Raw genomic sequence first — 20,018 nt, forward strand, 5'->3', positions numbered from 1 at the left:
ACGAAACTACATTAACGTCGCCCCTGCGGAGGCAGGGGCCCAAGTTCGTGGCAAAGCGCAAAACTTGGGCCCCTGCCTGCGCAGGGGCGACGTACTCAATCTATTCTTTAATCGACAAACAGCGAAATAACCGAATCGCCCTTGACGATACGCTTGAAGGTCTCGGCCAGCAGCGGTGCGCAGGTCAGTTGGCGGATCTTGCCGCAAGCCTGGGCAGCCGGGCTCAGCGGGATCGTGTCGGTCACGACCAGCTCGTCCAGCGGCGAATTGGAAATGCGGTCGATTGCCGGGCCGGACAGGACCGGGTGCGTGCAATAGGCCACGACTTTCTTGGCGCCACGTTCTTTCAGGACTTCGGCGGCCTTGGTCAGCGTGCCTGCGGTGTCGACCATGTCGTCCATGATCACGCAGTTGCGGCCTTCGACTTCACCGATGATGTTCATGACTTCCGACACGTTCGCCTTCGGGCGGCGCTTGTCGATGATCGCCAGGTCGCAGCCGAGGCGCTTGGCCAGCGCACGGGCGCGCACCACGCCGCCGACGTCCGGCGACACGACCAGCAGGTCGTCGTAGTTCTTGCGCTGCAGGTCGCCCAGCAGCAGCGGCGATGCGTAGATGTTGTCGACCGGGATATCGAAGAAGCCCTGGATCTGGTCGGCGTGCACGTCCATGATCAGGACCCGCTCGACGCCGGCTTCTTCCAGCATGTTGGCAACAACCTTGGCCGAGATCGCGACACGTGCCGAACGCGGGCGGCGGTCCTGGCGCGCATAACCGTAATATGGAATTGCCGCAGTGATACGTCCAGCCGAGGCGCGCTTGAGAGCGTCGACCATCAGGATGATTTCCATCAGGTTGTCATTGGTGGGCGCGCAGGTCGATTGCAGGACGAACACGTCCTTGCCGCGGACGTTCTCGTTGATCTCGACCATGACTTCACCGTCGGAGAATTTCGAGACGACGGCTTTGCCGAGAGGAATACCGAGGCTTTTTGCGACCCCTTCTGCTAGCGCCGGATTGGCATTGCCGGTAAAAACCATCAGGTTTTCGTAAGCCATGGGAGTCCCAGAGATGTAAGCGTTGAAAGAAACCTTGGGCCGCTCACCGAGAGGGATAAAGCGACACTACAAAAAAAATGGGCCGCTCGAGGCGGCTCCACTTTAGATTGCCTGCTGGAGCACGAGTCATCGACAGTCCAGGCAAAGAAACTTTGGCAGGGGAACAAGGATTCGAACCTTGGTATGCCGGAATCAAAATCCGGTGCCTTAACCAGCTTGGCGATTCCCCTACGCTGAAACTTTACTTCCTTATCGCTACCGCAACTTTATTTCGCTGCTGCATCGACAGGCAAGATTTTATTCTACAACTCGTTGATTTGCAAGAGCGATTTTAGCGGATGTTTCGTTAGCGACTTTGCTTTCCATGCTTTCCACTGGGGCGGCACTTTCTCAAGTACTGCTTCAGCTTCTTGCTCACTGGAAAACGCGCTGAATACGCACGCTCCGGAACCAGTCATCCTGGCCGCTCCGTAACCGCTCAACCATTCGATCGCCTGTGCTACCGGCGGGAACAATCTCGCTGCCACGTCTTGCAAATCATTTTTCCCGAAGGCAATCTGATCATGTAGATCATCATGTCGTCTGGAAAAGTCCGCTATTATGATGGGCTTCGTATTTCTTGTCAAATCTGGCGCCGTAAAAATTGCTGCAGTCGGTACCGACACGCCAGGCTCGACCACGACATACCAGCAATCCGGGCCGGGTACGGCTTGCAGCGCCTCCCCTACCCCTTCCGCAAACGCGGTTTCGCCGAACAGGAAAAAGGGAATGTCCGCGCCCAGCGGCAAGCCCAGGGCCATCAGTTCCGGCGTCGACAAGCCTGCCTGCCATAAATGGTTGGCCGCCATCAGCGCGGTGGCCGCATCCGATGAGCCGCCGCCGAGCCCGCCACCCATGGGCAGGCGTTTCTCGATGGCGACGTCGATGCCGGGCGGCAGGCTGCCGTGGCGGCGCCCATATTCCGCCTGTAGCGTGCGCAGCGCGCGCACGATCAGGTCCTGCTCTTCCGGCACGCCGGGCATGTCGGTCGTGCGGACGATGCGATCGTCGCTGCGCAGGTCGAAGTGCAGCGTGTCGCCGTGGTCGATCAGCTGAAATACCGATTGCAGCAGGTGGTAGCCGTCGGGACGGCGGCCGGTCACGTGCAGGAACAGGTTCAGCTTGGCCGGGGCCGGACAGTCGTGCAAGCGGGTACGCAATGAAACCTGTGCCATTCAAGCCGCCGGATCGATGACGATGGTCAGCGCCAGCTCGTCGCCCGTGGCGCTCGCGCTGCGCTCGGCGTTGATGCGGCGCGGCATCGGCACCGGCGTGCCATCCGGCGCCTTGCCGCCCTGCCACTCGGCAAAGCGCAGACGCCAGCCATCCTTGGTGACGACGCTGTCGTTGGCCGGCGACGCCGCAAACGGCTTGCCCTGGGCATCGGTGGCGTGGCCTTGCAGCCAGTCGCGCAAGCCGCTCACCGGCAGGGTCCAGCCCAGCGTCTGGGTGGTCAGGGTATCGATGTCGGCGGCGCTGCGCGTCTTGCCGTCGTTCAGCGTCAGCGTGGCGGCCTGGGGCGTGACATGGAGCACGGCCTGGGTCTGGCGCAGCGGTCCGAAGATTTCTACGTCGATGCTGCCCGGACGCTGGGTCCAGGTATAGGCACCGTTCAGGCGTTGCGGTTGCCCGTCCTTCTGGTAAGTCACCGCCAGTTTGCCGCTGAGGTCGATGGTATCGCGGTAGGCGGCCACCGAGACATTGGGCACCGGCAGGCTGGGGCCGGACGTGGCGCAGCCGGCCAGGATGGCGCTGAGCGCCAGGACAGGCAGCAAACGAAGGGAGGAATGGATCTGCATCTTGATATGAAAGGTTCTCAAAAATGAGAACCGGCGGACAAGGCCGCCGGTCCGTTCGGTTTAATTCAATATTATTTCAGATCGATACGCGCAGGCGGGTCAGCGTGCTCTTCAGGGCATCGTTGCGCGGGTCCTTGGCCTTGGCTTCGCGCCACAGCTTGCGGGCATCTTCCTGCTGGCCCATCTTCCACAGCACTTCGCCGAGGTGGACCGCGATTTCCGGATCGTTGCGCAGCGCATAGGCCTTGCGCAGATGGGCGGCGGCTTCGCTCAGGTTACCCATCCGATATTGCACCCAGCCCATGCTGTCCATGATGAAGGGATCGTTGGGCGCCATGCCGAGCGCTTTCTGGATCAATTCATGGGCTTCCTTGAGACGCACGTTGCGCTCCGCCAGCGAATAGCCGAGGGCGTTGTAGGCGTGCTGGTTGTCGGGCACCTTGGCAATCACCTGGCGCAGCGATTTTTCCATCACGTCGACCTTGCCGAGCTTTTCGGCCATCAGCGCGTAGTCGTACAGGAAATCCATGTTGTCCGGGAAGCGCTTGACGCCGTCCTGCATCAGCTTGAAGGCTTCCTGGTTCTTGCCGGCGTCGCGCAGGATCTGGGACTCGACCAGCACCACCTGCGCCTGCTCGGCCTTGTCGAGCGGCTGCAGCGTCGCCAGCTGCTTGCGCGCCCCGGCCAGGTCGCCGCCCTTGGCCAGCAGCTGGGCGCGGCGCAGGGCAACGCTGAGCTGGACTTTCGGGTCGTCGCTGTCGATGCGGTCGAGCCAGTCGGTGGCGGCCTTGATGTCGCCGCGTTCCTCGGCCAGCTGCGACAGGATCAGGAGCGCCTTGGTCGGATCGTTCTCCTGGTCCGGGGTCTTGTCGGTGACGTCGACGAAGCGCGTGAAGTAGCCCTCGGCGCCGCGCGCATCGTTCAGCTGCATCGACAGCACGCCCAGCGCATACAGGGTGGCGGGATCGTTCGGCCGCGACTTGTCGAGCACCAGGAATTCCTTGCGCGCGGCGTCGAATTGCTTGTTGTTGACCAGCAGGCGCGCATAGGCAGCGCGCACTTCGCGCGCCTCCGGGTGGGCCGCCAGGAAGTCCTGCAGGATCTTCGTGGTGCGGGCTTCGTCTTCGGTGACCTGGGCCAGGGTCAGGACCGCGATTTCGGAATCCGGCTTGATCCGGAGCGCGGCCTGCGCTTCGCGCACGGCATCCTCCTTGGCACCCTTGGCCAGTGCGGCCTGGGCCAGCACCACATGGGTTTCCATCATGTTGCCGTAGGGCGCGACCAGGCGCTGCAGCATGGCGATGGCGGCATCCTTGTCGCGCGCGCGCAGCACCAGCTGCTGCATCTGGAACATCACCAGACCGCGGGCGCCGGGCGTGGCCTCGGCCAGGCGCTGGGTCAGGAGTTTTTCTGCTTCGGCCAGGTTGTCGGACAGGATCACCAGCCCCAGATAGTACTGGTTCGCTTCATCGGAGCCTGGGGCGTAGTCGCGCCACAGGCGCACCGCGGCGAGGGCGTCGTCGGGTTGCTTGGCCGACAGCGCCATCTCGGCGGCCCGCTTTGCCAGGCGCGGATCCTTGGTCTGCTGCGCCAGGCTCATCATGGTGAGGTAGGGCCCCTGCCAGTCGCCGTTCTTGAACGCCATTTCGGCTTTCAGCAACTGCTGCATCATGGCGCTGGTCATTTGCACGTTCGGCAGCTTGTCCTCGCTCTGCTCGGCCGGCGGCACGGGCGTGCCAGCCTTGGCCTCGGCGGCGGCCAGCGGCTGGTCCGACGTGTCCTGGGGCGGCTGCTTGGGTGTTACAGCACAGGCCGACAACAATGCGGAGAGAGTTACAATGGCGAAAGCGTTTTTCAAGGCAAATCCCACGTCAAAAAGATTGTCCGATTCTACGCTGATCGCCTGCCGCGCGTACGAGACCGCAACACGTTTTTACATTCCTGTCATCTTTTCTTTCCATCGCTAATGCCTGAACTCCCGGAAGTCGAAGTCACCCGGCGCGGCGTCGCGCCGCACCTGGAAGACCGTATCGTCGAAGACGTCATCCTGCGCCGCGACGGCTTGCGCTGGCCCTTCCCGCCCGACCTGCCCGCCTTGCTGAAAGGACGGCGCATCCTGTCCACGGGCCGGCGCGGTAAATATCTTTTGATTAATTTCGAGCATGGCGTGCTGATCGTCCACCTCGGCATGTCCGGCCACCTGCGCGTGCTGTCCGAAGGCATCGAGTTGAAGAAGCACGACCATTTCGACCTGGTCGTCAGTGGCGGCCCGGAAGGCCGGCGCGTGCTGCGCCTGCACGACCCGCGCCGTTTCGGCGCCGTGCTGTGGCATGCCCACGACGATGGCGAACTCGAGCAGCACATCCTGCTGCGCGGCCTCGGGGTCGAACCCTTGATCGACGGTTTCGACGGTGCCCTGCTGTACCGCGAGACGCGCAAGCGCAACGCCCCGATCAAGCAGGTGTTATTAAGCGGCGACATCGTAGTCGGCGTCGGCAATATCTACGCCTGCGAAAGCCTGTTCCGGGCCGGCATCAGCCCCAAGACGGCGGCCTCGCGCATCAGCCGTGCGCGCTACGACAAGCTGGCCGGGGCGATCCGCGACATCCTGGCCGCCGCCATCGTGCAGGGCGGCAGCACCTTGCGTGACTTTATTGCGGTAAATGGTCAATCTGGATATTTCCAGCAGACATATTTCGTCTATGATCGTGCAGGAGTGCCTTGCCGCAACTGCGGAACGCCGATACGCCAGATCAAGCAGGGCCAGCGCTCCACCTTCTACTGCGCCGTTTGCCAGCGCTAAGGCCTGTCGAGACAAAACCACGGTCAACGATCATGCAAGATCTACAACAATATAGTGCGTGGCGCGAACGCGTCGCCACGGCGCTGGAACAGTACCGCAGCTGGGTGCAGGCGGCCGAGCTGCTGGATGCCGAGGCCGGCCAGCGCCTGGCGCGCGCGCTGGCGCGGGTGCGCGACGACCGCCTGTCGGTCGCCTTCGTGGCCGAGTTCTCGCGCGGCAAATCCGAGCTGATCAATGCGATCTTCTTTGCCGACTACGGCCAGCGCATCGTGCCGTCCAGTCCGGGCCGCACCACTATGTGCCCGACCGAGCTGGCCTGGGACCCTGCCCTGCCGCCGTGCATCCGCCTGCTGCCGATCGAGACCCGCGCCGCGCACCTGGCCACCGGAGACTATCGCGACGACCCGGCCGCCTGGACCGTGCTGCCGCTCGACCTCGATGCGCCCGAACGCATGATCGACACTTTCAAGCAGGTCAGCCTGACGCGCCGCGTGAACAAGGACGAGGCGTCCGGCTTCGGCCTGTACGACGCCGAGGATCCCGACCTGGCGGCGACCGTGGGCGACGACGGCCTGGTCGAGATCCCGCAGTGGCGCCACGCGCTCATTAACTTCCCGCACCCGCTGCTGAAGCAGGGCCTGGTGATCCTCGACACACCCGGCCTGAACGCCATCGGCACCGAGCCGGAACTGACGCTGAACCTGATCCCGAATGCGCACGCGGTGCTGTTCGTGCTGGGCGCCGAGACCGGCGTGACCAAAAGCGATATCGAGGTCTGGCGCACCCACATCGGGGCCGGCCCGGGAAGGCTGGTGGTGCTGAACAAGATCGACGCCATGTGGGACGAGCTCAAGTCGCCGCAGGAGAACGACGCCGCGATCGCGCACCAGCAGGCCAGCGTGGCCCAGCTGCTGGGCGTGGCCGACACCCAGGTATTCCCGGTCTCGGCCCAGAAAGCCCTGGTCGGCAAGATCAACGGCGACATGGCGCTGTTCGGGAAAAGCCGCCTCGGCCGCCTCGAGACCGCGCTGTTCGACGAGTTGGTACCGGCGCGCCAGGACATCCTGCGCAGCCAGCTGCGCCAGGACATGGACCTGCTGCTGGCCGGCCAGCAGGCGCTGCTCGGCACCCGCATCCGTGACCTGGTCGAGCAGCGCCAGGAACTGCAAAGCCTGCGCGGCAAGAACCAGGGCGTGATCACCCACATGATGCGCCGCGTCGAGATGGAAAAGAAGGAATTCGACGCCAGCCTGTTCAAGCTGCAGGGTACGCGCGCCGTGTTCACGACCCTGTCGATGGAGCTGTACAGCAGCATCGGCATGGACGTGGTGCAGGGCCAGGTCGACGCCGTGCGCGCCGCCATGCAGGCCGCGCGCTTCGGCACCGGCACCCGGCCGCCGGTGCGCGCCTTCTTCGAGGCGGTGCGCGCCAACCTGGACGCGTCGAGCGCCAAGATCGGCGAGATCAACGCCATGATGGATTCGATGTACCGAAAATTCTCGGCCGAACACGGCCTGAGCATGGCGGTGCCGATGCAGCTGTCGCTGCAGCGTTATCGCGAAGAGATCGACGCCATCGAAGCCATCTACATGAAACAGTTCGGCACGGCGACGCTGCTGATCACCAGCCGCGGCACGCTGCTCGATCGCTTCTTCGACTCGATCGCCTCGCGCGTGCGCCAGAGCTTCCGCGCGGCGAATGCCGACGTCGAAGCCTGGCTGAAGGTGATCATGGCGCCGCTGGAAGCGCAGATCCGCCAGCACCGCGAGCAGCTGCGCGGGCGCCAGACCTCAATCCAGCGCATCCTCGAAGCCACCGACACCCTGGAACAGAAGATCGCCGCCTTCGAAGCCGCCCAGCAGGACCTCGAGAAGGTCAAGGGCCGGCTCGCCGGGCTGTCCGGCGCCGTCACGCGCGCGCTGGACGCCGACCTCCCCCAACTGGAAGCTGCATGAAACGCCTCACCGAATTCGAACTCTCAGAACTTGAAGACCCGAGCTTTTCGCGCGCCGTCGTCGACTGGCAGAAGCAGCACGGGCGCCACGCCCTGCCCTGGCAGAACACGCGCGACGCCTACCGCATCTGGCTGTCCGAGATCATGCTGCAGCAGACCCAGGTCACCGCGGTGCTCGGCTATTACGCGCGCTTCCTGGAGCGCTTCCCGACCGTCGTCGCGCTGGCCGAGGCGCCGCTGGAAGACGTGATGGCGCACTGGAGCGGCCTCGGTTACTACACCCGCGCGCGCAACCTGCACGCCTGCGCCAAGCGCGTGGTCGAGCAGTACGGCGGCGTGTTCCCGTCCGATCCGGCGCTGCTGGCCGAGCTGCCCGGCATCGGCCGCTCGACCGCCGCCGCCATCTCCGCGTTCTCCAGCGGCACGCGCGCCGCGATCCTGGACGGTAACGTCAAGCGCGTGTTTGCGCGCGTGTTCGGCGTCGACCAGTATCCGGGCCTGAAACCGGTCGAAGACGCGCTGTGGCGCCGCGCCGAAGCGCTGACCCCGGCGGATGGCGGCATCGAAGCCTACACGCAAGGCTTGATGGACCTGGGCGCCACGCTGTGCACGCGTTCGCGCCCCGACTGCGAGCGTTGCCCGCTGCAGGCGCGGTGCGTGGCCTATGCCACCGGCCGCACTGCCGAACTGCCGGTGCGCAAACCGAAAAAGGACACGCCGGAAAAGCGCGCGCTGATGCTGGCCGTGGTCGAGGGTGGACAGGTGCTGCTGCAGCAGCGGCCGGCATCCGGCATCTGGGGCGGCCTGCTGTCGCTGCCGGAATTCGACGGCCACGTCGGCGTCGACGAGGCCGAGGATGCCGACGTGGCGGTGCTGGCGAATGCCGCCGGCGAGTTCGGGACGGTCGACGAGGTGGAACCGCTACTGCCGCTGGTGCATGGTTTTACCCATTACAAGCTGCATATCCAGCCGTTCCGGGTGGGCTTGGCCAAGCGGGCCGGGACACCGGCCGGGCATGTGTGGTGGGACCTGGCGAATATCGATGCCGCGCCCTTGCCGGCGCCGGTGAAGAAACTGCTGGGGCAGCTGGCGGCGCCGACGCTGTTCGGCTGAGCGGCGATGGCACGCGCCGACCGCTTGCTCGCGCTGCTGCAGGCGCTGCGCCGGCACCGCTATCCGGTCACCGGCGAGGCGCTCGCCGCCCAGCTGTCGGTCAGCCTGCGCACGCTGTACCGCGACATCGCCACCCTGCGTGGGCAAGGTGCCCATATCGAAGGGGAAGCCGGACTGGGTTATGTGCTCAAGCCGGGCTTTTTGCTGCCGCCCCTGATGTTCACCCAGGAAGAGATCGAGGCGCTGGTGCTGGGCGGGCGCTGGGTTGCGCAGCACGGCGATGCGGTGCTCGGCGCCGCTGCGCGTGAGGCCGTCGACAAGATCGCCGCCGTCCTGCCGGAAGCGCTCCGGCGCAATCTCGACGGCACCGGCCTGCTGGTGGCCCGCCCAAGTACGGATGCGCCCGCGGGTCCGGACATGGGGCCGATCCGCATCGCCATCCGGGACGAATGCAAGCTGGTGCTGGACTACCGCGACGCCGGCGGTGCCACCTCGCAGCGCACGGTCTGGCCCGTCGCGATCGGCTTCTTCGAACAGACCCGCATCCTGGTCGCCTGGTGCGAGCTGCGCCAGGCTTTCCGTCATTTTCGCCTCGACCGCATTGCGGCACTGGAAGTGAGCGCCGCACGCTACCCGCGCCATCGCCAGGCCCTGCTGCAGGCATGGCATGCCAGCGAAGGCATTCCCGCACAGTGACATGGCAACGCAGGCTGCTGACAGAAACTGACAGTGCCCGCCCCTACACTGGCCGCTCTGTCAACCACTGAAGGAGCATGCCATGTTAAGCCCGCAATACACCATCCTCTACGTCGCCGATCCCGCCGCCAGCGCGCGCCTGTATGCCGGCCTGCTTGGCGCCGAAGCGATGGAGGTCATGCCGACCTTTTCCCTGTTCGCCCTGGAAAATGGCCGCATGCTCGGCCTGTGGGCGCGCGACAGCGTCCGGCCGGACGGCGACCTCAAAGGCAGCGCCAACGAACTCGCCTTCCGCGTGACGGATACCGCGCAGGTCGACGCCCTGCACGCCGACTGGCGCGCACGCGGCCTTGCGATCCTGCAGGCGCCGGTCACGCTGGACTTCGGCTATACCTTCACCGCAGCCGATCCGGACGGGCATCGACTGCGCGTGTTTGCGCGCAGCGAATGAGCGATTACAGCTCGTCGAGCGAGAAGATCCGCTTGTGCTCGCGGATCGCATAGCGGTCCGTCATCCCCGCGATGTAATCCGCGATCTTGCGCGCCTGCTTGTGCGTGTCGCCGCCGGCCACCTGGTAATCGAAGGGCAGCAGCACCGGGTCCGTCATGAAGGCCTCGAACAGCTCACGCACGATGCGGCTGGCTTTGACACGCATGCGGTTCACCTTGTAGTGGCGGTACAGGTTGGCGTACAGGAAGCGCTTCAGGGCCGTGGTCTCGGCGCGCATGCTTGCCGAAAAACGGATCAGCGGCGGCGCCGTGCGCACGTCGTCGATGCTGTGCGGATTGGTTTCCTTGATCAGGCGGCACGATTCCTCCACCAGGTCGGCCGTCATCGCCGTGATCATCAGGCGGATCGTCTCGTACAGCTCGCGCCGGCCCGGCAGGCCCGGGTACTGCTGCACCACCTGGCGGTGCAGGCGCGCGAACAGCTCGACCTCTTCCATCTGCTTCATGGTGAGCAAGCCGGAACGCAGGCCGTCGTCGATGTCGTGGTTGTTGTAGGCGATTTCGTCGGCCAGGTTGGTCAGCTGGGCTTCCAGGCTGGGCTGGGTCTTGTCCAGGAAGCGCTGGCCCAAGTCTCCCAGCTGGCGCGCATTCGTCAGCGAGCAGTGCTTCAGGATGCCCTCGCGCGTCTCGAACGTCAGGTTCAGCCCGTCGAAGGCGCCATAGTGCTCTTCCAGGTGATCGACCACGCGCAGGCTTTGCAGGTTGTGCTCGAAGCCGCCGTACTCCTTCATGCATTCGTTCAGCACGTCCTGGCCGACGTGGCCGAACGGCGTGTGGCCGAGGTCGTGCGACAGCGCGGTGGCTTCGACCAGGTCTTCGTTCAGGCGCAGGCTGCGCGCCAGCGTGCGCGCGATCTGGGCCACCTCGATCGAGTGGGTCAGGCGGGTGCGGAACAGGTCGCCCTCGTGATTCAGGAATACCTGGGTCTTGTATTCCAGCCGGCGGAAGGCGGTCGAATGGATGATGCGGTCGCGGTCGCGCTGGAATTCGCTGCGCGAGCCGGCGGCCGGCTCCGGATGGCGACGCCCGCGGCTCTTCGAGGAGTGCGCCGCATAGGGCGCCAGGTGGGCGTCGAAATCGATCATGCCGCCGGCCTTTCCACGGTGGCGGCCAGCGTCGCTTCCAGCTGCTCGCGCGGGGCGCCGGTGATGCTCGGGCTGCCCAGGGGTTTCAGCAGGATGAACTTGATCGCCCCGCCCTCGTTCTTCTTGTCGACTTCCATCAGCTCGATCCAGCGGTCCAGGCCGAGGTCGGGCGCCACCGTCGGCAGGCGCGCCGCCCGGGTCAGCCCGCGCAGGCGCTCGACGCTGGCGCCGTCGATCAGGCCCATGCGGTGCGACAGGTCGGCCGCCATCACCATGCCGCAGCCGACCGCTTCGCCGTGCAGCCAGGCGCCATAGCCGAGGCCGTTCTCGATCGCGTGGCCGAAGGTGTGGCCGAAGTTCAGCACCGCGCGCAGGCCGCCTTCGCGCTCGTCGCGTTTGACCACGTCGGCCTTGATCTCGCACGAGCGCAGGATCGCGTGCGCCAGCGCGTCGTGGTCGCACGCGACCAGCTTGCCGATGTTCTGCTCGATCCAGTCGAAGAAGCCGGCATCGAGGATGGCGCCGTGCTTGATGACTTCGGCCAGGCCGGCCGACAGTTCGCGGTCGGGCAAGGTGTCGAGCGTCGCGGTATCGGCGATCACGGCGCGCGGCTGGTAAAAGGCGCCGATCATGTTTTTACCGAGGGGGTGGTTGATGCCGGTCTTGCCGCCGACCGAGGAATCCACCTGCGCCAGCAGCGTGGTCGGGATCTGCACGAAGGGCACGCCGCGCATGTAGCTGGCCGCCGCGTAGCCGGTCAGGTCGCCGATCACGCCGCCGCCGAGCGCCACCAGCGTGGTCTTGCGGTCGCACTTGTTGGCCAGCAGCGCGTCGAACACCAGGTTCAGGCTCTCCCAGTTTTTGTATTCTTCGCCGTCCGGCAGGATGATGGTCACCACCTCGCGCCCGCTGGCGCGCAGCGGTGCCGCGACTTTGTCGAGGTAGAGCGGCGCCACCGTCGTGTTGGTGACGATCGCCACCTTGCCGCTGCCGCTGATATGGCGCGTCAGCAGCGCGCCGTCGTCGAGCAAGCCGCGGCCGATCACGATCGGATAGCTGCGCTCGCCCAGTTCGACGTCAAGTGAAATACATGCCTGTTCATTCATATTAATTCTTGCCTTGCGCGCGCGTGCCGTTTCCAGCTGCGCGATCTGGTCGATGATGGTCTGGACCATCGATTGTACGTTAGGGCGGCCGGTATCGATGGTCAGGTCGGCAATCTCGCGGTAGAGCGGCTCACGCTGGGCCGTCAGGTCTTCCAGTTTCTTGCGCGGGTCGGCGGTCTGCAGCAGCGGGCGGTTCTTGTCGTGCGAGGTGCGCTGCAGGATGCTGCTCACGCTGGCGCGCAGGTAGACCACGGTGCCGCGCTCGGCCAGCAGCGCACGGCTGGCCGGATTCAGCACGGCGCCGCCGCCGGTGGCCAGCACGATGCCGCGCTGCGCGGTCAGGTCGCGGATCACGTCGGCTTCGCGCCGGCGGAAGCTGGGCTCGCCCTCGATTTCGAAGATCCACGGGATCGTGGCGCCGGTGCGCGCTTCGATCTCGTGGTCGGAGTCGATGAAGGCCATGTTCAGGCGCCGCGCCAGCAGGCGACCGATGGTGGTCTTGCCGGCACCCATCAAACCGACGAGGAAGATGTTGTTGTTCTTGCAGTCAGGCACTATTTCGATCGCTCAAAATGCAGACGGCCAGGATAACCTGGCCGCCGCGTGTCATTCAGTCAACCTTATTTTAAGGGCAGGTGAACGACAGTTTAAACGGAATACTGGTCACTGCGCCGGATGGCGTAGTGACGCTTACGTTGAAAGAGGCCTGCGTCGCGTTCTTGCAGTCGGTCGGCTGGGTACTGGCGATGCGGAACGTGTGGATCGAACCCTGGTTGCCGGCGATGCTGGCGCCAGTGGCGTCATCGGCGCCGCCGGCGTTGTGGGGCGCGATGTTCGGCACGGTGGCCGGCGAGACCCCCGCCGCGTTACCGTTCAGCATGCTCGTGATCTCGACACGCGAACCGGCCGGCATCGGATTCTGGTTGACGTCGCTGATCTGCAACTGGAACGAGCGGGTCTCTCCGGAGCCGACGTGGCCCAGGTCGACTTCTGCGCCCGACAGTTTGCTGCCGTTCATATAGAAGACGGCCGTGCTGCCGCTCAGGAACACCGCGGTCCTGGCGGCCAGGGTCTGGCTGCCGTCCGTGGTACTGGCGCAGATGGTCGCCATGCCCGCGCGGGTAATGTCCGGCATGGCGGCGTTGCAGGCGGTTTTCGGCAGGCCGGGCGTCGGAGTGCGCGGTTCCTGGGCGCGGAAGTCGACCGTGCAGCTGCCGTTGACGGTGTTGCAGCCGCCCGAGCTGGAGGTACCGACGGCGCCGACGTTGGTCTGGAACACGATCGGGGTACCGTCCGGAACCAGGTTGCCGTTGGCATCGCCCAGGCTGACCGTGATGTGGGCGGCCGGCGTGGTGCCCGAGGTATTGATGGTCAGGCCTTCCACGTTGAAGGTGTCGGTGCCGATCGAGAACGCGCTCTGCACCGGCAGGCCGTTGGTGACGACGATCGAGTCCGACAGGGTCGAGATGTCGGTCGGGTTGGCGGCAGTGGCGGTGCCCGGCAGGGTCGCCAGCACGCGGAACGAGGTCGGGGTCGTGCCCGAGTTGACGGTGGTGCTCACGCTGCCCGTGGCATCGGTGGTGTCGCTGGCCTTGTTGACGGTGACCAGGTTGGTCGAGGGCGTGAAGTTGACCTGCTTGCCGGCCAGCGGCGCGCCGGTGTTGTCGACCACCTTATAGACCAGCGTTGCCGTCTCGGTGCGGCCGTTGCCGCCCTGGCCGCGGATCACGATCGCCTGGTTGACCGGGGCCGCGCTGACGAACTGCACCGAGGCGGCGGCCGGCGCCGCGATGTCGAGGGTGGTGGTCACCGACTTCGCGACGCTGTCGGAGGAGGCGGTGACGATGTCGGTGTTGGCGCACCCCTTGTCGCGGTACACGGTCGAGGCGGTGCCGCCATTGGTGGCGACCGTGCTCGACACCGTCGCCTTGCCGGCCGTGATGCAGGCCGAGCTGAAGTTCACGTTGACTTGCTGGTCGGTGTACTTGGTCGAGCCGGAAAGCAGGTCGACCGACAGCACGGTGGTGCCGTAGGCTTGCAGCTTGGGTTCCTTGGCGCTCAAGGTGCCGAAGGTCAGCGCGGTGGCACCCACCGCATAGTTGCCGGTGCCGGTGACGATGGCGTCGGCTACGGTGGTGCTGGCGGTGACGGCGGCAGCGCCGCCGGCGGCCAGGCTTGCCGCGCGCATGGTCACGGTGGCCACGCCATTGGCGTCGGTCAGGGCGGTACCCGCGCTCGGCGAGAACGTGGCCAGTTTATTATCGGTTGCGAAGGTGACGATCGCGTTCTGGACTGGCTTCTTGTCCTTGTCCAGCACCGTCGCCTTGACCGTCAGCGGGGTGGCGCCGGTCAGGTTGTTACTGCTGGCACCGGTGCTGGTGGCGAAGGCCACGGCAACGGTTGGCGCGGTGACAGGGACCGTGGTACCGGTGCCGCCAGTACCGGTGCTGCCGCCGCCGGCGCCGCCGGTGACGGCGCCCGGGTTGCCGCCGCCACCGCCGCAGGCGGAAAGCAGCATGGCGGCCAGCAGGGCGGCAACTTGGAGTCCGCGGCCTGCGTTCACATTCTGATGGTTTTTCATCTCAGTCATTTGTTGTTGGTTGTTCTTACGATGGAGCGCCACGCCGTCCCGGCATCAGCGCCCGCCCTGCACCCGTTCGGCGACGATGCGCGGCGTGATGAAGACCAGCAGTTCGGTCTTGGTCGTCGCCCGCGAATTCGTCTTGAACAGGTTCCCCACGACGGGAATATTGCCCAGCACCGGCACCTGGGTGGTGTCGTTGGTTTCGCTCTGCTGGTAGATACCGCCCAGCACCACGGTGCCGCCGTTTTCCACCATCACCTTGGTCTTCACGTGCTGGGTGTTGATGGCCGGGCCGGCGGTGGTGTTCTCGCCGCGCGAATCCTTGGCCACGTCGACATCCAGCACCACGTTGCCGTCCGGGGTCACCTGCGGCGTGACTTCCAGGCGCAGGCTGGCCTTGCGGAAGGCGATCGAGGTCGCGCCGCTGCTGGTGGCCTGCTGGTACGGCAGTTCGACGCCCTGCTCGATCACGGCCGGGATGTTGTCCTCGGTGACCACGCGCGGGCTGGAAATGATCTTGCCCTTGCCGTCGGCTTCCAGCGCCGACAGCTCCAGGTTCAGGAAGCGGTTGGCGGCCGAGGAGAACAGCGAGAACGCGATCGTGCTCGGCGATGCGCCGTTGATGCCGGCGGCCGGCAGGTTGACCAGGGTGCTGTTGGTGGTGGCGTCGGCGGCCGCGGTCTGGCCGGTGACGCTGGTCACGCCGGCCAGGTTGCCGCCGATCGCCACGCGCTGGTTGCCGCTGATCTGGTAGCCGGGATCGCCGCCGCGGACGCCGCGCAGGTCGGTGAAACCGAGCTTGGCGCCGAGGTTGCGCGAGAAGCCGTCGTTGGCTTCGACCAGGCGCGCCTCGACCAGCACCTGCTTGGTGGCGACGTCGACCTTCTGGATCAGCTTGCGGATATCCTCCAGGCGCGCCGCGATGTCGGTCACGAACAGCTGGTTGGTGCGCGGGTCGATGATGGCGCTGCCGCGCTTGGACAGCACGCGGTTGTTGCCGCCGCCGCTGCTGGCACCCGATGCATCCAGCCCGAACACGGCGCGGAAGGCTTCGGCCTTCTGGTAGTTCAGCTGGAAGATCTCGGAGCGCAGCGGTTCGAGATCGGAGATCTGCGCCTTCTGCTCGAGCTCGATCTTTTCCTTGGACAGCAGTTCTTCCTTGGGCGCGATCCACAGCACGGTGCCGTTCTTGCGCATGTCCAGGCCCTTGGCCTGCAGCACCACGTCGAGCGCCTGGTCCCACGGCACGTCCTTCAGGCGCAGCGTCAGGTTGCCGCTGACAGAGTCGCTGGTGATGATGTTCAGGCCCGAGATGTCGGCGATCGCCTGCAGCGCCGCGCGCACTTCGACGTTCTGGAAGTTGAACGACAGCTTTTCGCCGCGGTAGCCCTGGGCGCCGTTGCCGCCCGGGCGGTTCGGGTCTTCCTTGACCGGCTTGACGTCGATCACGAGCTGGGTGTCGCTCTGGTAGACGCTCTGTTCCCAGGCGCCTTGGGCGTCGATGGTCATGCGCACGTTGTCGCCTTGCGGCGTGGTGGTGATGCGCGACACCGGGGTGCCGAAGTCGCTGACGTCGAGGCGGCGCCGCAGCGTGGCCGGCACGCCGGTCTTCAGGAAGTCGACCAGGATCTGGTTGCCGGCCTGGCGCACGTCGACCGCGACCTGGCCGTTGGGCAGGTCGACCACGACCCGGCCTTCGCCGTTGCTGCCGCGGCGGAAGTCGAGGTCGCGCAGGGTCGGGGAAGAGGAACGTGTGCCCGGGGCCCCGGCCGGCGCCGCGGCCACCGGCGTGGCTTGTGCCAACCCGCCCGAACCTTCGACGGTGACGATCACCGCCTTGCCGTCGATCGCGGCGGCATAGTTCAGGGTGCGCTTCAGGTTCAGCACCAGGCGCGTGCGATCGCCGGCCTGCACCACGTTCACGCCGCGCACGTCGCCCAGGTTGATGTCCTGGGCATTCTTGCCGGTGGCATTCGCGGTGGCGCCGAAGTCGAGCGCGATGCGCGCCGCATTGGTGATCGAAAAGCCGATCGGCAGCTTGGTGGGGGCTTCCTTCATCCCCACCCGGATCACGACGTTGCTGCCCTGCGGGCTGGCGCTGATCGATTCGATCGCGTTGCTCTGTGCGTACGCGGTACCGGCGGCGAACATCAGGCTGCCCAGGAAGGCGCACACCATTACTTTAAAACGGGTCATTTTCCTGTCTCCTTGCTTTGCAGCTCCAGCTTCGCCATGCGCTCGACCCACTCGCCGGCGGCATCCTGCACGACTTCACGGATATCGATGGCGCCATCGCTCACGCGGGTAACGACGCCGAAATTCTGGCCGACGCGCTGGCCGGCCCGGATCTGGTACAACGAACGGTCGATCTGCAGCAGCGCATAGCGGGCGCCGCCCTTTTCCATCGTCCCGACCATGACCATGGTATCCAGGGGGAATGTTTCGAGGAGTTCGCGCGGGCGCGCCGTATCCGGCTTGTTCGGGTTGTCCGAGACCGCCGCGGCCTTGGCCAGCTCGCCCAGCAGCTTGGTCTGGCTGAACGGGTCGAGCGCCTCCCTGGCGCCGTAGGCGTAGGGAAGGAAGGTCTTCGGTTCGGCCAGCGGCTTGACGGTCGGATGGGTCTCGCGCTGGACCTGCGCCATCCAGTCGCGCACTTCGCGCACGTCGCTGTCGCCGCAGCCGGCCAGCAGCACGGCGCTCAGGGCGCCGGCGATCATGGGGGAATACCGGGTCATGCTTCGCCTTCCTTCTTGGCTGCGCCCTTCTTTTTCGCCTTGCGCGCCTTGGCCTGGGCGTCGAGCTCTTCCTGGTCGAGGTAGCGGAAGGTCTTGGCTACCGCTTCCAGCGACAGCGTGCCTTCCTTCTCGGTGCCGAGCGCCAGGTTGTTCAGCGTGACGATGCGCGACATCTTGGCCATGTCGGCCGCGAATTCGCCGATCTCGTGGTAGCCGCCGGTGACCTTGATGTCGATCGGCAGCTCGGCATAGTAATCCTTGACCACGACCGAGCCCGGCTTGAACAGCTCGAACTGCAGGCCGCGGCCGATGCCGGCCTGGTTGATGTCGGACAGCAGGGCATCCATGTCGGCCTTGCTCGGCAACTGCTTCTCGAGGCGCTCGACGTAGCGGTTGACCTGCTGCTGCTGGGCTTCCAGCGCGTCCAGGTTGATCGCCTGCCCCATCTTGAGGCGGTAGGCGTCGCGCAGCGTGGTTTCCTCGGCCGCCAGGCTGTCCTGCTGTTCGAACTGGCCGCTCCAGTAAAAGAAGTAGCCGAGGCCGAGCACGGCCACCATCACGCCGGCCGCGCACAAGAGGCGCGGCGCCAGCGGCCACAGGCCCGGATGGCGGCCCTGCAAGCCCTCGAACTGGGCCGACAGGTCGGCGAATGATTGTTTCAGGTCAATGTTCATGAGTGTGCTCCGGCGCTTGCCGCGGCCGCCGTGGTAGCGGCGGCCGGCTTGGCGGCGCCGCCCTTGTCGTCGTCCGTGCTGCGCGCACGCTTGATTGCCACGCCCAGCAGGAATTCGACGACCCGGCGCCCGCTCTTGCTCTGGGCCAGCGGCACCGCCTTCACTTCGCTCAGCTCGGGGCGCTCCAGCCAGGGCGAATTGCCGGACAGGTTGCGCAGCAGTTCGGCCACCCGTTCCTGCGATTGCGCATAGCCGCTCAGCACCACCTTCTGGCCGTCCTGCTTGAAACTCTTCAGGTAGACGCCGTCCGGCATCTGGCGCACCAGTTCGTCGAGCAGGTAGACCGGCTGGTTGCGGTCGCCCTGCAAGTCCTCGACCGCCTGCTGGCGCGCCTTGAGCGCCTCGATCTCGGATTTCAGGCTGGCGATCTTGCTGATCTTCTTGTCGAGTTCCGCATTCGCTTCCTTCAGCACCGTGTTGCGTTCGTTCTGGGTGGCGATGCGGCTGGCGTTGTAGGCGCCGATCAGCAGCACCAGCGCGGCGCCGGCCAGCGCGCCGAGCGCCATCAGGGCCACGAAGGCTTGCTGCTTCTGCTTGCGTTTGGCTTCCCGGTGGGGAAGCAGGTTAATCCGGATCATCAGCCAAACCTCCGCAGGGCCAGTCCACAGGCGACCAGGTAGGCCGGCGCCTCGTTGCGCAGCTGCTGTTCGCGCACCGACGGGCCGAGCTGCATGCCCCTGAACGGCGCCACCACGGCACTCGGAATGCGGGTGCGGCTGGCGATGATCTCGAGCAGGCCCGGCACCAGCGCGCAGCCGCCGGCCAGGTAGATCTGGTCGATGCGGGTGTATGGGGTCGAGGTGAAGAAGAACTGGATCGCGCGCGTGACTTCGAGGGCCGCGTTTTCCAGGAACGGGGCCAGCAGGTCGGCGGCGTAATTGTCGGGCAAGTCGCCGGCCTTCTTGCGCGCTTCCGCTTCCTCGAACGACAGGCCGTAGGCGCGCACCACGTCCTGGGTCAGCTGGATGCCGCCGAAGGGCTGCTCGCGCTCGTAGACGGTGTCGCCATTCTGCAGCACCGAGATGTGGGTGGATTGGGCGCCGATCTGGAACAGGGCCACGATCTGGTCCGGCCCGCTACCCGCCATGCCTTCGATGGCGCGGTGCACGGCGGCGCGCGCCGCGTACGACTCGATGTCCATCACGGTGGCGCTCAAGCCGGCGGCTTCGGCGATCGCGACGCGGTCCTCGACCTTTTCGCGGCGCGCCGCGGCCAGCATGACTTCCATATCCTCGACCGAGTTAGCGGCCGGGCCGATCACGTCGAAGTCGAGGCTTACCTCGTCCAGCGCAAACGGGATATACTGGCTCGCCTCCGACTCGACCTGCACTTCGAGCTGGTCTTCCGGCAAGCCGGCGGGCAGGATGATTTTCTTGGTGATGACGGCGGCCGGCGGCATGCCGAGCGCGACGTGGCGGACCTTGGTGCCGCTTTTCTTCCAGACGCGCAGGACCGCATCCGACACCGATTCGATGTTTTCGATGTTACCGTCGACGACGGCGCCACGCGGCAGCGGCTCGGAAGCGTAACGCTCCAGGCGCAGCACACCCTTGCCGGCGTCGGCCAACTCCACCAGGCGCACGCCGGACGTGCTGATGTCGAGCCCGACCAATGGCGGGCTGGACTGTCCGAACAAGGAACCTAGACTGATCACGAACGTACTCCCTTTTGCTGCTGCTATGCGTTCTAACGTAGAACGGCTGTGGAAAACCCCGGCTGCCGAGGTTTGCTTTTGAACACCCGCGAAGGGGAAATCGTTGAATAACCTGATGGTTGGAGCGGGGTAGTCAGGCACTGCCTCA

General features: G+C 65.7%; 17 protein-coding genes and 1 tRNA gene. 5 read left to right on the forward strand and 13 right to left on the reverse strand.

Annotated elements, in window-relative coordinates:
• Positions 1-107 precede the first annotated feature (107 nt).
• The 5 genes from U1H99_RS26355 to U1H99_RS26375 all read right to left on the reverse strand — a co-directional run bounded on the left by U1H99_RS26355 (position 108) and on the right by U1H99_RS26375 (position 4,754).
• Complete coding sequence (locus U1H99_RS26355) at positions 108-1,058, reverse strand: ribose-phosphate pyrophosphokinase (RefSeq protein WP_141835521.1); 951 nt, start codon at positions 1,056-1,058, stop codon at positions 108-110.
• Positions 1,059-1,211: 153 nt separating this feature from the next.
• Positions 1,212-1,288 (reverse strand) — tRNA-Gln (locus tag U1H99_RS26360).
• A gap of 72 nt (positions 1,289-1,360) precedes the next feature.
• Positions 1,361-2,272, reverse strand: a complete 912-nt coding sequence (gene ispE / locus U1H99_RS26365; RefSeq protein WP_323144639.1) for a 4-(cytidine 5'-diphospho)-2-C-methyl-D-erythritol kinase — start codon at positions 2,270-2,272, stop codon at positions 1,361-1,363.
• Positions 2,273-2,896, reverse strand: a complete 624-nt coding sequence (locus U1H99_RS26370) for an outer membrane lipoprotein LolB (protein WP_323144640.1) — start codon at positions 2,894-2,896, stop codon at positions 2,273-2,275.
• 76 nt (positions 2,897-2,972) lie between these two features.
• Positions 2,973-4,754, reverse strand: a complete 1,782-nt coding sequence (locus U1H99_RS26375) for a tetratricopeptide repeat protein (protein ID WP_323144641.1) — start codon at positions 4,752-4,754, stop codon at positions 2,973-2,975.
• A gap of 108 nt (positions 4,755-4,862) precedes the next feature.
• Here U1H99_RS26375 and mutM point away from each other — a divergent pair, with 108 nt between their 5' ends.
• The 5 genes from mutM to U1H99_RS26400 all read left to right on the forward strand — a co-directional run bounded on the left by mutM (position 4,863) and on the right by U1H99_RS26400 (position 9,913).
• Positions 4,863-5,699, forward strand: a complete 837-nt coding sequence (mutM, locus tag U1H99_RS26380; protein ID WP_323144642.1) for a bifunctional DNA-formamidopyrimidine glycosylase/DNA-(apurinic or apyrimidinic site) lyase — start codon at positions 4,863-4,865, stop codon at positions 5,697-5,699.
• Positions 5,700-5,731: 32 nt separating this feature from the next.
• Positions 5,732-7,654 carry a dynamin family protein gene (locus U1H99_RS26385; protein WP_323144643.1) on the forward strand — a complete coding sequence of 641 codons (1,923 nt, stop codon included), beginning with the start codon at positions 5,732-5,734 and terminating at the stop codon, positions 7,652-7,654.
• Complete coding sequence (gene mutY, locus U1H99_RS26390; RefSeq protein WP_323144644.1) at positions 7,651-8,766, forward strand: A/G-specific adenine glycosylase; 1,116 nt, start codon at positions 7,651-7,653, stop codon at positions 8,764-8,766. The genes U1H99_RS26385 and mutY overlap by 4 nt, the downstream gene beginning before the upstream one ends.
• Positions 8,767-8,772: 6 nt before the next feature.
• Positions 8,773-9,462, forward strand: coding sequence for a helix-turn-helix transcriptional regulator (locus U1H99_RS26395; protein WP_323144645.1), 690 nt, complete (start codon positions 8,773-8,775; stop codon positions 9,460-9,462).
• A gap of 82 nt (positions 9,463-9,544) precedes the next feature.
• Positions 9,545-9,913 carry a VOC family protein gene (locus U1H99_RS26400; protein WP_323144646.1) on the forward strand — a complete coding sequence of 123 codons (369 nt, stop codon included), beginning with the start codon at positions 9,545-9,547 and terminating at the stop codon, positions 9,911-9,913.
• 4 nt (positions 9,914-9,917) lie between these two features.
• Here U1H99_RS26400 and U1H99_RS26405 read toward each other — a convergent pair whose 3' ends face one another.
• The 8 genes from U1H99_RS26405 to U1H99_RS26440 all read right to left on the reverse strand — a co-directional run bounded on the left by U1H99_RS26405 (position 9,918) and on the right by U1H99_RS26440 (position 19,870).
• Positions 9,918-11,057, reverse strand: coding sequence for a deoxyguanosinetriphosphate triphosphohydrolase (locus U1H99_RS26405; protein WP_323144647.1), 1,140 nt, complete (start codon positions 11,055-11,057; stop codon positions 9,918-9,920).
• Complete coding sequence (gene aroKB, locus U1H99_RS26410) at positions 11,054-12,676, reverse strand: bifunctional shikimate kinase/3-dehydroquinate synthase AroKB (protein ID WP_445974740.1); 1,623 nt, start codon at positions 12,674-12,676, stop codon at positions 11,054-11,056. The genes U1H99_RS26405 and aroKB overlap by 4 nt, the downstream gene beginning before the upstream one ends.
• A gap of 112 nt (positions 12,677-12,788) precedes the next feature.
• Positions 12,789-14,744 carry an Ig-like domain-containing protein gene (locus tag U1H99_RS26415; RefSeq protein WP_323144649.1) on the reverse strand — a complete coding sequence of 652 codons (1,956 nt, stop codon included), beginning with the start codon at positions 14,742-14,744 and terminating at the stop codon, positions 12,789-12,791.
• A gap of 54 nt (positions 14,745-14,798) precedes the next feature.
• Positions 14,799-16,943, reverse strand: coding sequence for a type IV pilus secretin PilQ (locus U1H99_RS26420; protein ID WP_375341652.1), 2,145 nt, complete (start codon positions 16,941-16,943; stop codon positions 14,799-14,801).
• Complete coding sequence (locus U1H99_RS26425; RefSeq protein ID WP_323144650.1) at positions 16,940-17,482, reverse strand: pilus assembly protein PilP; 543 nt, start codon at positions 17,480-17,482, stop codon at positions 16,940-16,942. Before U1H99_RS26425 ends, U1H99_RS26420 begins: the two co-directional genes overlap by 4 nt.
• Entirely contained in the window at positions 17,479-18,156 is a 678-nt protein-coding gene (locus tag U1H99_RS26430) for a type IV pilus inner membrane component PilO (RefSeq protein ID WP_141835559.1), read from the reverse strand. The genes U1H99_RS26425 and U1H99_RS26430 overlap by 4 nt, the downstream gene beginning before the upstream one ends.
• Positions 18,153-18,794, reverse strand: a complete 642-nt coding sequence (locus tag U1H99_RS26435) for a PilN domain-containing protein (RefSeq protein WP_323144651.1) — start codon at positions 18,792-18,794, stop codon at positions 18,153-18,155. Before U1H99_RS26435 ends, U1H99_RS26430 begins: the two co-directional genes overlap by 4 nt.
• Positions 18,794-19,870 (reverse strand): pilus assembly protein PilM, encoded by a 1,077-nt coding sequence (locus U1H99_RS26440; protein WP_141835565.1) that lies wholly within the window; start codon positions 19,868-19,870, stop codon positions 18,794-18,796. The genes U1H99_RS26435 and U1H99_RS26440 overlap by 1 nt, the downstream gene beginning before the upstream one ends.
• Positions 19,871-20,018 lie beyond the last annotated feature (148 nt).

The organism is Massilia phyllosphaerae (assembly GCF_034659755.1).
Lineage (GTDB): Bacteria > Pseudomonadota > Gammaproteobacteria > Burkholderiales > Burkholderiaceae_D > Telluria > Telluria phyllosphaerae.